General features: G+C 47.7%; 11 protein-coding genes and 1 pseudogene. 4 read left to right on the top strand and 8 right to left on the bottom strand.

The genetic code is table 11. The features are described 5' to 3' along the window. Positions 1-491: 491 nt before the first annotated feature. From GCU48_RS15500 to GCU48_RS15485, 3 genes are all read right to left on the bottom strand, one after another. Positions 492-1088 carry a DUF2306 domain-containing protein gene (locus GCU48_RS15500; protein ID WP_244315712.1) on the bottom strand — a complete coding sequence of 199 codons (597 nt, stop codon included), beginning with the start codon at positions 1086-1088 and terminating at the stop codon, positions 492-494. A gap of 436 nt (positions 1089-1524) precedes the next feature. After that, positions 1525-2343: a nucleotidyltransferase domain-containing protein gene (locus GCU48_RS15490; protein WP_025720725.1), complete on the bottom strand. Its 819-nt coding sequence runs from the start codon at positions 2341-2343 to the stop codon at positions 1525-1527. 2 nt (positions 2344-2345) lie between these two features. Next, positions 2346-2567 carry a hypothetical protein gene (locus tag GCU48_RS15485; RefSeq protein ID WP_244315710.1) on the bottom strand — a complete coding sequence of 74 codons (222 nt, stop codon included), beginning with the start codon at positions 2565-2567 and terminating at the stop codon, positions 2346-2348. 234 nt (positions 2568-2801) lie between these two features. Here GCU48_RS15485 and GCU48_RS15480 point away from each other — a divergent pair, with 234 nt between their 5' ends. Together GCU48_RS15480 and GCU48_RS15475 are read left to right on the top strand one after the other, a co-directional pair. Further along, on the top strand, positions 2802-4115 hold the full coding sequence (locus tag GCU48_RS15480; RefSeq protein ID WP_152380594.1) for a helix-turn-helix transcriptional regulator: 1314 nt from the start codon (positions 2802-2804) through the stop codon (positions 4113-4115). Next, a complete protein-coding gene (locus GCU48_RS15475) occupies positions 4102-4902 on the top strand; it encodes a WYL domain-containing protein (RefSeq protein ID WP_152380593.1) in 801 nt (266 codons plus the stop codon). Before GCU48_RS15480 ends, GCU48_RS15475 begins: the two co-directional genes overlap by 14 nt. Positions 4903-4989: 87 nt before the next feature. On the opposite strand, the gene GCU48_RS15470 is transcribed toward GCU48_RS15475, so the two are convergent. Both GCU48_RS15470 and cysK read right to left on the bottom strand, forming a co-directional pair. After that, on the bottom strand, positions 4990-5967 hold the full coding sequence (locus GCU48_RS15470) for an aldo/keto reductase (protein WP_152380592.1): 978 nt from the start codon (positions 5965-5967) through the stop codon (positions 4990-4992). Positions 5968-6015: 48 nt separating this feature from the next. Beyond that, positions 6016-6939 (bottom strand): cysteine synthase A, encoded by a 924-nt coding sequence (gene cysK / locus GCU48_RS15465; RefSeq protein ID WP_025720719.1) that lies wholly within the window; start codon positions 6937-6939, stop codon positions 6016-6018. Between the two features lie 186 nt (positions 6940-7125). On the opposite strand from cysK, the gene GCU48_RS15460 reads away from it, so the two are divergent. Next, entirely contained in the window at positions 7126-8334 is a 1209-nt protein-coding gene (locus GCU48_RS15460; protein ID WP_152380591.1) for an MFS transporter, read from the top strand. Between the two features lie 61 nt (positions 8335-8395). On the opposite strand, the gene GCU48_RS15455 is transcribed toward GCU48_RS15460, so the two are convergent. From GCU48_RS15455 to GCU48_RS15445, 3 genes and pseudogenes are all read right to left on the bottom strand, one after another. Beyond that, positions 8396-9394, bottom strand: a complete 999-nt coding sequence (locus GCU48_RS15455; protein ID WP_152380590.1) for a glycosyltransferase — start codon at positions 9392-9394, stop codon at positions 8396-8398. Further along, a complete protein-coding gene (locus tag GCU48_RS15450; protein WP_152380589.1) occupies positions 9391-10389 on the bottom strand; it encodes an aminoglycoside phosphotransferase family protein in 999 nt (332 codons plus the stop codon). Before GCU48_RS15450 ends, GCU48_RS15455 begins: the two co-directional genes overlap by 4 nt. 183 nt (positions 10390-10572) lie before the next feature. Then, positions 10573-10959: pseudogene (locus GCU48_RS15445) on the bottom strand (pectate lyase); the annotation flags it as partial. Positions 10960-11095: 136 nt separating this feature from the next. On the opposite strand from GCU48_RS15445, the gene GCU48_RS15440 reads away from it, so the two are divergent. Then, a complete protein-coding gene (locus GCU48_RS15440) occupies positions 11096-11668 on the top strand; it encodes a shikimate kinase (RefSeq protein WP_152382172.1) in 573 nt (190 codons plus the stop codon). The last annotated feature ends 96 nt before the right edge of the window (positions 11669-11764 follow it).

Here is an 11764-nt window from a genome sequence, read left to right as displayed (position 1 = left end):
AAATAGGCCTCTTGGCCATAAAAAAAAGCCTGTCCGGAGCTGAATCTCCAGGCAAGCTTTATGCGCAGTCATAAGGTGATCACCATACAAAACATCACTTGTCGATATGTCTCATATAACTGTAGTCTAAGCTACTGCACTGCAACCAAGCCAAAGTCAGGGGCAGAACAAAATGCTCCCTGCTCGTCTGCAGCATTTTACAGATCCGCAGCTACTCAGTTGTTATATGACATGAATTGAATTCAACGACAAGCCCACAATACACGCGGTTATTCCTGTTATTTGTATAGTGCTCTAAGTTTCTCTACGCTGGCATTACCCAGATCAGATTTCACGGTCGGCGGCAGGGGCCACCCTCTCAGCCTGACTTTCTCAAGCTCCCGACAATGCTTTTTAATTCACTATAATGTACACCACATCTATCACTTTGACAATCTTATTTTGAAGGAATAACCTGAACCCTTTTTTTGGATCTGTCGATCGACAAATGCTTACTGAATGTTCACTGTCTTCCTAAAAATAAACCGAATGATGTATTCAGCTATAATAAAATTCAGCACAATCGCTCCATAAACTCCGATTGTATAACTGGTTACATAAATCATACCTAAACCGTTATTGCACACAAAAGTAATCAAATGAATGAACAAATTGGTGAAGCAGAATAAATAGCTTCGTATCATCCATTTTCGGTGCTTGTTGAACTGTTTTCTTCTAACTTGAATTAATGCGATAATCGTCATCGCAGGCCAAAATAAATTCACCATATTAAAGGCTATACTTACGATTTTTCCTCCCGTAGAGTGAGGTGCCATATAACCTGACGAAAGTGTCACGATGAATACAGAAATGATATAGACATATCCATTGAATCGGTGGAGCTTACGGTTATTTGTTAATATTCTTCCAGAGAAATTTATGGCTCCGGTCAGCATCGCCAAGCAAGCAAAGACCACATGCACATACATGACACTTAACCAAACTGGCAGCCTAAAGGAATCCCTCAGGTCTGTTTTATGACTGAGAAAAGCTGTGGATTGCGAATCCATAACCAAATTGCCAATCAGCGTGTAAATAATATATATCATGATAAAAATCAGTATGGCCGGGTAAATGTATCTTATTGGGGAACCTTGAAACCTTTTTTTGCTCAGCTTACATACCTCCTCAGATGGATGTGGCAAAAAGCAGCTTTGTTTTCTCAATAATATCAGAAGGAGCCTTTAGCAGGGAACCGCAGTTGAAGGGAGGTTACGGATCATATTCTGTTGCGAGCTGAACCAGCTTCGCATAATCATCCCCACATTCCCAAGCAACGATCTGCAACCCCATGTCAATACCGGCTGAAACGGGGTTAACCAAGGGAGGAATATATCGGAACTTTGCCAATAAAGACGAGATAGCAGCAGAAGCATTTGAATATGCAGGACAGGTATTATGGAGTCACGTTTCTGCCGCTGTGGAGGGAGTCAAAAGCGACCATTCCTATCCTGTGCTGCCTACTCCCCTTCCTCCCTCCCCCGCTTATGCTTCCCATACTTCCTTTACCGCAGCGCGGAACAAATCATCCAGCTGCTGATCACGCTCCCCCTCCATATGCCGGAGCAAAGGTGCTGTCTGTTCAAAATAAGCAATTTGCTGCTGTATAAAATCATTCAACACCAAAAGCTGTGGCTCAATATCAAGTTCCTCGCCCGCCTTTTTACGCTCCAGCAAATGCCCAATGACCTGATAAAGCTCTGTATCTGAGGGAATTAATGCCTCCAGCAGCGTTTCAAATTCCAGCGGAGGCATGCTGTTATACCGTTCAATCCAGCCGCAAGCCAGCAGCGGGCGCAGTACATAAAAATACTTTTTGATCCTCACCTGTTCTCCCTGCAAATAATCCCGGTAGTTCCCCCGTGCCATATTCAGATAGTGATACATACAGGACTTGGAAGAGAAGGTTAGCGGCGATATAGCACGAATCTGATCAGCCACCGAATATTGCTCCAGGTAGGGAATCGGGGATTGCAGCCATTCCAGCAAGGGCGGATTGGACTTGCGAAACAAACTAAGCGCCTTTTTCAAATCCCAGCCGTTCATATCCAGCAAATCACTGATCGGACGCTCAATCACATCCCGTTTGTCAAAAATGGACAAATACCATTCCATCGGCCTTACATAGATAAAACGCACATCATAGTCACTGTCCTGTGAAGGAAATCCCCATGCCCGACTGCCTGACTCACAGGCATATACAATACGCACCTGCTCCTTCTGCTCCAAGGCTCGCAGCTCACGCAAAATCGTTGCGCGCATGTCCGGCTTGATTAAATCGTGCTTCCGTTTCATATCGCTCATGCTTATCCCCCCATATATTTCAACGTATCCCATACCTTGAGTACATGAAGCGCTGCATACCGATTGGAGGAGATCACTGGACTCCAAAGTCCCGTTGCAACGAGCTGTTCGCCTACTCCTTCGTAAGAAAACAATATTTGCAACAGCATACCCAGACATTGATGCGCTTTATACTCTGGTCCCAAGCCCGGCAAATCAGCAGGGGCAGCATACTCATAATTCATGGATATTACGCCTTGTTTTTGATTCTTCCAAACATGCTGCATCACCTTTCTGTTATGTGTTGCTTCTTGCTCATCATGGTTACCTTGTATCCCTATGATCCTTGATTTTGCAAGTCGTGAACATGGTGAAAGTATTACAAGGATGAATAAATTTCCTTTTTCCTGCTTCCCTTCCCTGTTAAAATAAAGGGATACTTGTTTTCGCAGAACGGCAACAGAAATGGGGAATTCACCATGGCGAAAGAGAGCTTTGATAAAGAAATTCAATTTCTGCGCCTGCTGACATTAACAAGCGGTGCTTACAATCGGCAGCAATTTGCAGACAGACTGGGCATTTCGATACATACCTTCGATAAGACGATCCGGCGGCTCAAGGAAATCGTCCAATCCGTGCAGCAGCAGCTACCGGCAGAGCAGGGGCATGATTTTAATGAGATGCTGCGCTTTAATTATTATGAATCCGCTGATCCATTACTGTTATTCCTGTTTCGAGCCAAATCACTCAAGGAATCGGAAAGCGCCCGTTTGGCTTTACTGCTGACAGCACTACAATCACAGCCCCTGACCACCATGGAGCTGCTGAATGCCTGCTGTGACGGACTGGCTCCCGACAGTACGCTGCCGGATGAAAAAACCATCCGCTCGGACCTGAAATACCTGGTCGAAGTCGGCGTAGTTCGCAAGGAGCCGGGTGGCAGACCTTACCGCTATGCTGTCCGCAATGATCTGCTCACAGGGCTGACGAATGAGGAATTACTGGACTTATATGACTTTGTAGACATTATGGCCAACACTCAGCTTCCCTCTGTGCAGGGATACCTGTTGCGAGATCATTTAAAAAAAACGATGCGCCGTCAAGACGGAGATCGAGATATGGCGGAACCTTTTTTATACAAGTATCACTACTACTCACGCATTCTGGACGAGGCCCATATTCACCCGCTCTTGCATGCCATTCGGCAACGGCGCTATGTGAGCTTTTTATATTTTTCGACGACCAAACGCAGCATGTACGGGTCACAGAATACCAATCCGCTGTTTGAAAAGGAGACGGAAGGTCAGAAGCATACGATCCTGCCCCTGCAGGTCATCTATGATCATCAATATGGGCGCTGGTACGTGCTGGGGCACGTGGGCGGCAAAGGAATCATGAAGTTCCGCTTGGAAGGCATGACGCAACTGGTGGAGGGGAAGCCCGTGCCTGAGCAGCATTTTGCCGACCTGCTGGCGGTGTTGGAAGAAAAAATGCGGTATAGCTGGCTTGTGGATACTGGACGCGCTGTGAAGGTTCGGGTGCGCTTTTTTAATCCTGAGGGTGCGAAGCGCAATTTTATTCGGGAACGTGTGCTGTTACAGGGACAATGGGGTACGATTACGGAGGAAGAAAGCGAATCCTTTATCTATGAAATTATAGTAAACGGTATTACCGAGATTAAACCATGGATTCGCAGCTTCGGATCAAGCTGTGAAGTATTGGAGCCAGAGCGGCTGCGCAAGGAATTCAGGCAGGAATGGAAGGAGCTGCAAGCCTATTATGAGCCTGTTTGAGAAAATATTTAACTATCAGATCGTCTCACGACTGGATGAATCAGGTGCTTTTGCCACCACCTCGCAGGAAAGGGTCTGGCTCCAATCCATGCTGGCAGACGCGGCGGCGGTAGAGGCTTTCACCCCTTCGACGCTGGATAAGCTTCGGTTAATGCTGGCAGACGATGAACTGCTGGAGGCCGATGGGAGCTTGAAGGAAAAGGCAGGCAGCTCGGCTACCTCCGTCTACCATCCGCTCCTGCGTGTATTGCGTCCCCTCCTGCGGTCCCGTTCAGGCATCAGTATGAGCTACCGACTGCGTAACGGGTGTATGCATGAGCGAATGCCCGGTTTCCCATATAAGCTGGAGTTTTCCATGGTCAAGAAGGAATGGAGCCTGCTATGGTATAACCGCCGACACCGGGCGCTGATGTCCACCAAGCTGTCCAATATCGTAACCGTCACCACAGAGGAGCTTTCCCCTGAAGAGGCGCAGAAATTCACCCAGCGTATACTCGGTATTCTGGAGTCACGCAAGGAAAAGGGCATCATTGAAATTATTCCTATATACAACGCGGAAATGTCCCGTATTTTATATGCTTTTTCCTGTTTTGAAAAAGAGGTTGAATATGTTCAGGAAATAGATACCTATCGTATTACGCTCACTTTTCAGGCTGATGAATGTGAATACGTGCTATCCAAAATCCGTTTCCTCGGCAAACGTGTCAAGGTCGTTCAGGGCGACCGACTGATTTCCCGTATGAAAGAAACAATCACCAAGGCCCTCGCACGGTACGAAGAGGAATAGCTCTATTGAGAAAATACAGGATGTATCCACACGTAAAAAGACCCTTCCTCGTCCGTTTATTAGACAAAGGAAGGGCCTTTTTACGAGTTACGGCAAGGCTTGTCCGCGTGCGCTGACGTACAATTCATACCATTCCTCACGGGTCATTAGCTCGCTCTGACGTTCCGCATCCTGACACGCCCTGATTCGTTCAGGATTGGCGCTGCCAATAACGGGCTGAATCCGTGCCGGATGCTTCATAAGCCAGCCCAGGACGATAGCTTCACATGTCGTTTCCTTTTCAGTAGCCAGCTTTTGCACCAGCTCTGCCGTCTTGCGAACATGCTCAGGCTCTCCGTCCAAAGGTCCTCCGCTAAAACGTCCCTGTGCCAGCGGTCCCCACGCTTGAAGCTGAATATCCTCTGTTTGGCAATATTCCAGCAAGCCTTCGCCAAAATGTACATTCGTCCCCGCCTGCTGATTCACATGCACGGTCTGATCTACAAAATGCAGATGTGTTAGGCTCATCTCCAACTGATTAACGACCAATGGCTCCGTCAGGCTGCGCTCCAAAAAACGAATCTGGCTTACATTCATATTGGAAACGCCAAAATGCCGGACTTTGCCGGACGCCTTGAGCTTGCCGAACGCCTCTGCTACTTCCTCCGGTTCTACCAGCGGATCGGGACGGTGCAGCAGCAGAATGTCCAAGTACTCAGTTCCCAAACGCTTCAAGATGCCATCCACGGACTCCATAATATGAGCGTATGAGAAGTCAAAGCGACCCGAGAGTGTACCATCCGGCAGGAAAATCCCGCATTTGGACTGAATTACGATTTGTTCACGCAAAGCGGGTTGTCCCTTTAAAATCCGGCCGAAAATTTCTTCCGCTTTCCCCATACGGTAAATGTCCGCATGATCGAACATTGTAATTCCGATGGAACGTGCCGCTTCTATGGCTCTTTCAGCTTCGATGATATGCTCCTGCGTATACGGGGCATGACTCCATTCTCCACCAAAAGGCATACAACCAAGCACCAGACGACTATCAGAAATTCCACGTTTCTGTAAAGGCATAATCTTCATACTGCTCCTCCTTCAACCCCCAAAAAATATTTGCGTCATGAAGCCTTTTTATCCGAATATCCCCATGCTCAAATAACGCTCTCCAGTGTCTGGCGCAATACAAAGCACCCGTTTGCCCGCTCCCAAGCGCCGGGCTTCCTGTATGGCCGTCCAAATCGTAGCTCCACTGGAGGGCCCCACGAGAATCCCTTCCTCGGCAGCAATCGCCCGGGTCATTGCAATCGCATCCTCATCGGAAACCTGTACGATTTCATCATAAACCTTCGTATTCAGTACGTCAGGAATAAATCCCGGACTGGTGCCAACCAGCTTATGTGGACCGGGTTTTCCCCCGGACAGCACTGGCGAACCCTTCGGCTCTACCACGACAACCCGCAGATCCGGCAAATGCTGGCGCAGCACCTCACCCGTTCCCGTAATCGTACCGCCCGTTCCCGAAGAAGCGACGAACACATCCAGCCTTCCTTCCGTCTGCTCCAAAATTTCAAGTGCCGTCGTTGTACGGTGAATATCCGGGTTAGCCTCATTTTCAAATTGATGCGGGATAAAGCTTCCCTCAATTTCAGCCCCCAATTCGAGCGCCTTGCGGATCGCGCCGGGCATTCGTTCCTCTGCCGGGGTCAGCACAACCTCAGCCCCGTATGCTTTTAAAATATTGATTCGTTCCCTCGTCATATTCGACGGCATCACCAGAATCGCACGGTAGCCTCGCGCAGCTGCATTCATCGCAAGTCCGATACCCGTATTGCCGCTGGTTGGCTCAATAATGGTGCCTCCCGGCTGTAGATGCCCCGCCTTTTCAGCCTCGGCAATCAGGTTGCCTGCCGCCCGATCCTTGACACTGCCGCTTGGATTAAAATATTCCAGCTTTACATACACCTCTGCATCCTGCGGCCCTGTGAGCCGTTGCAACCTTACACAAGGTGTATCTCCAATTAAATCAGTAATATGATGTACCACTTTAAGTGTCATCGTTGTTCCCTCCTCGAGTGTTCCCTACTAACAAAATAACATAATTAGCTGCTTCCTACCGCCGCCTTTGTAATTTATATAAATCTTATCTATTTAGTATGTAAAATTCTTGCAAAATGGGTCGTCAGATATCGACTGTAATGATATACTCGCATTACTATTTTTTCAGGAGGATACAAGAAACTTATGAGTACTCAAGAACATATGACAGCTAATCGCTTTCCCCCCTCCTTGCTATGGCTGACACTTGGCGCCTTCGCCATCGGGATGACCGAATTTGTCATTATGGGACTTCTGCCCAATGTAGCCCATGATCTTCATGTTACAATTCCACAAGCCGGGCAGCTTATTACCAGTTACGCGCTGGGCGTAGCCATTGGCGCACCTGTGCTTACCGTATTAACTCACAAGGTGCCGCAAAAAAAACTGCTTTGCCTGCTAATGGCCATATTTATTTTAGGCAATCTGTTCTCCGTCGTTGCCCCCAACTACGAGCTTCTCATTGTGGCCCGCATGGCTACCGCGTTATCACACGGAACCTTTTTGGGCGCCGGTTCCATGATCGCCGCCAGACTGGTTCGTCCTGACAAGCGGGCTGGTGCCATTTCTATGGTACTGACCGGATTGACTGTAGCGAACATTATCGGCGTGCCGTTTGGTACCTTTATTGGGCAACAGCTCGGCTGGCGAGCTTCGTTCGGAGCCATTGTCGTGATCGGCCTCATTTCTCTTTTGGGCATCATTCGTTATATCCCGGTTATTCAGCAGGACAAGCCTTCCAGTCTCAAACAGGAAGTCCGAAGTCTGTTTAATCCAAAGGTGCTGCTAATGCTGCTCACAGGGGCTATCGGCTGTGGGAGCCTGTTCTCTGTCTTTACGTACATCACGCCTCTGCTTACCGACATTAGTGGCTTTGCCGAGCACAGCATTACGTGGATTCTCGTCCTGTTTGGACTCGGTGTAACCATCGGCAACATCGTTGGCGGCAAGCTCGCAGATTGGAAGCTGCTGCCGTCCTTGATTGCAAACTACGCTGTACTGGCCATTATTTTGGCTATTCTGACGTTTACGCTTCAAAGCAAGGTACTCGCTGTCATCACTGTCTTTATCTGGGGAATTGCCGCGTTCGGCATCATGCCCGGGATTCAGGTTCGCATCATGAACCTGGCCTATGAAGCTCCTTTGCTCTCCTCCACCTCCAGCCATTCCGCTTTGAATCTGGGTAATGCAGGTGGCGCTTTTATCGGTGGAGTTGTTATTAATCAAATGGGGCTGGCTGCTATCCCATGGGTGGCATCTCTGATCACCGTCGGCGGCCTGCTTCTTATGCTGGTCAGCTACATCATGGATCGCAAAACGGCTCATACTGAAGCGGCAGCAGAGACACAGCCATAGAAAAAAAGGGACTTCGTTCATTTCAGCGCAAGTCCTTTTTTTAGTATATTTAATCGGTTTATTAGCTTAACCAACGGTCAAAGAAATCCCGATATCCCTGCTTCATCACCTTACTTGAAAACTGTTCCATGGCGTATGCCTGATTCTCCATCGAAACCCGGCGAGGTGAGGCGGCAGCCATATTGACCAGCTCGAACCAGTTTTTCTCATTTCCTGAAAATGAATGTGTGGAGCTGATATGTCCATAGCAAGGATGCTCCGGTTTGACGACGATTTTTCCCATGGCCAGCGCTTCGGTCAGCGGCATCGCGAACGTGTCGAATTTGGAGCAGCTCCAATACACCTTCGCCGTGTTCATCAGCGCAAACACCTCATCCTGCGTCAATGCAAATTGAAGCTTTACATTGTCCGGGATGTCATATTTCTTCATGCTTTCCTTGTAGCGCTCACCGCCAAACACCATGTAGACATCCTTGTCGGGATTATGCCGCGCATACTCCAGTACCAGATCAGGACGTCGATTCTCCTCATCTCTACCAATCCACATCACCCGGTTCTCCACAACCTGCGCAGGGTCGAAGTGCTTTTCCACCAGCCGCTCATTAAAGCCAATCGGGATGACCGTCACATCGGTTACGCCAAACCTGGATGCCATCTCTTGCTTGAGAAAAGCAGTCTGCACAATAGCCTTATCGACGATCTGATAAAAAGGCTTCATCATCTCATAGCCTGTAAGCGCCGGATCAGGAAAACTGTGTGGAAAAAGCACACTCTTTTTAAAAAACATGTTCAGATATGTAAAACCGGATACCGTATAAATCACGTGCTCAATCTGCTGCTCATGGAGCTGGTCCAGAACGATATCATAATTGACCAGATCACCCTTTTCGTGCTCATACCCCGGTAGCCAGTCATGGCTGCTCACATGGCGCTCCGGGGATACAAATACAATATCCACTCCCAATTCCAGCCCAATCTGCTTCAGACGTTCTGCAAAAATGCGAGGACCCTGCGCTTCAGCAAATTGTATTTTTCTCATGACCAAACCGACTTTTTTCATCTAGCTCCCCACTTTCTTTGTCCCCATTCCATCATCGCTGCACATTCGTTCAAGCAGGCTAACATTTCTCCCCGTTGAGCCTCTAATTGCTCTTTTGACCATTTGTCGCCGTTTCTATGCTGGCTCGTTCCAAGCCTCTGTAAATCACTTTGAATTAGCAGCAGCATCCACAGCGAAAATACCACAGCAAACATGCCATATTCCAGTAAAAATATCGCTCGATCCACTCTTATCCCCAACAGCCCCAGCTGCTCCAGATACGTATCCAGCATACGGATACGCAAATCGGACGTCATGCGACGTGGGAACAACGGATGGGACATGTCGATCAGATGGTACACATCCCACAGCGGTATGTTCAGATGAGCATGCTCCCAGTCCAGCACTATAAGCCGTTCCCCGCTTAGCGCATAGTTCCCCGGATGAAGATCACCATGCGACAGTACAAGCTGCTGCGAAAAAGACTGGTGCTCCAGCCGTACATAAATACGCTGCACCTGTTGCTTGGAGAATCCCAATGAACTGCAAAGCTTCAGCACCTCAGGCTTACGCTCGTACAGTTCAGAAGCCATCTCCTTAATGAGTGGTTTCGGACCGCGCAGCGGAATGCCAGTAAAACGATCTGTCGGCAAAGCATGCCACCACGCGACAAGTCCAACAGCTCGCAACATCGTTTTTTCTTCATGTAAATGGTGCAGCGAACCAAGGTCCTCGAGGATCATCCATTCCCCTCTGCCATCCGTGCCTGCATCAGACCAGGCCAGCAGTTGGGGATAGATGGGTGGCAACGAAGCAAGCACATGCTCATATACCCACTTCTCCCGCCCTTCTTGCTCATCATTGGTTAGCGGCTTGAACACATAACTTTCAGAAGGCGATACGTAAAAACGTTCTACATGTCGACCATTCGTACCTGTATATAAAATTTCACGATTCCGTGCCAGCGTATCATTCAAAGTACCGTCAACATTCACATATGGATGAAAACAATTCATGGCTACCCAACTTTTTTTGTATAAAATGTAATAGCACGATCATATCACAGTCCTCGTTCCAAACGAAGTCCAGATCTCCTTCGTGTAAATTGACGTACCCAAAAGGGCTATCCAATCAGATCCACCCGACCTGTTGGACAGCCCCTTTTCATATCCGTACTCCTATCCTATACTACACTCCAATTAATATTTAGTATTCCCGGACTCGCTCGTATTACCGGAAGCAAAGCCTTTGAACAATTGTGGCACATTGTGATAGCGAGTATTCGTAATTTTAGCTTTGCTATTTGGACCGTCTGATCTCAGGATCGAATCCTTTACGTTGGAAATATCCGAGTTATCCACAGTCATATTTACTCTGAATTTAGAGCCTCCCAGTTGACGAACCAGCTTTCCAATATCATCGGCTCTAAAGTTTTTAATGTTAATCGTGCCTTCGGCATTAATTTGGAACACTTTGTCATAGGCGTGGTACGCTCCGCCGCCCGTAATGTTTACCGTGCCTGGTTCTTTAAGCGTCAAGGCATCTTCACCTACATCCTCCCACGTTACATTGGAAATAGTCCCGTGAGCATTACATTATGAGCTTGTGCCTCGCTTCTGATATGATCTATGCTATTGAATGCGGCGTTTGATGAACGTATAATGTATTTAGTGCTTTGAAGCGTTACATCTCAACATTACTGGTGAGAAAAGAGTGGTTATGGTGCAAAACAATAGAGAGATTCCATTAAGAGAACAAAATATTGTGCTCATTGGCTTTATGGGCGTAGGCAAAACAACGATAGGTTCCCATCTTGCGCGCAAGCTGTACCGGGATTTCGTGGATATTGACCAGGAAATTGAACAAGAGTACAACATGCCAACGACAGAGATTTTCAAAACATACGGGGAACAACGGTTCCGCGAAATTGAAAAAGAGCATATTCTGAAGTTATGCCGCAATACCCGTCTGAAAATCATTTCCGTGGGTGGGGGTGCATTTTTACAGGAAGAGGTGAAGCAGGCTTGCTTGGCTTCATCTATTGTTTTTTTCCTGGATTTGAATTGGAATTCCTGGAAAGATCGGCTTAAGATGCTGGTTGACACCCGCCCAAATTTGCAAAACAAGACGTTGGCCGAAATTGAAGATCTTTTCCGTTCCAGACAGAATATTTATGCGGTAAATCACTCCAAGATTGATACAGATCAGCTGGATGCGGAAGAAGTCGCAGACTATATTATCCAAACTCTGAATCTGGGTTGGGAGCTGTATCAGCCTACTCGGGGATTGAATTAGAATTAAGAACTACAAAAAAAAGGAAGACCCAACCATGCATTGCGTGAGGGCCTTCCTTTTTTGTTTACTGTGGATGACAGCTTATAGACTGTAATG

It is taken from the genome of Paenibacillus brasilensis (assembly GCF_009363115.1).
GTDB classification, from domain to species: Bacteria; Bacillota; Bacilli; order Paenibacillales; family Paenibacillaceae; genus Paenibacillus; species Paenibacillus brasilensis.
The sequence above is the reverse complement of the archived record's forward strand: the minus strand, read 5'-3'. Positions and strand labels throughout refer to the sequence as shown.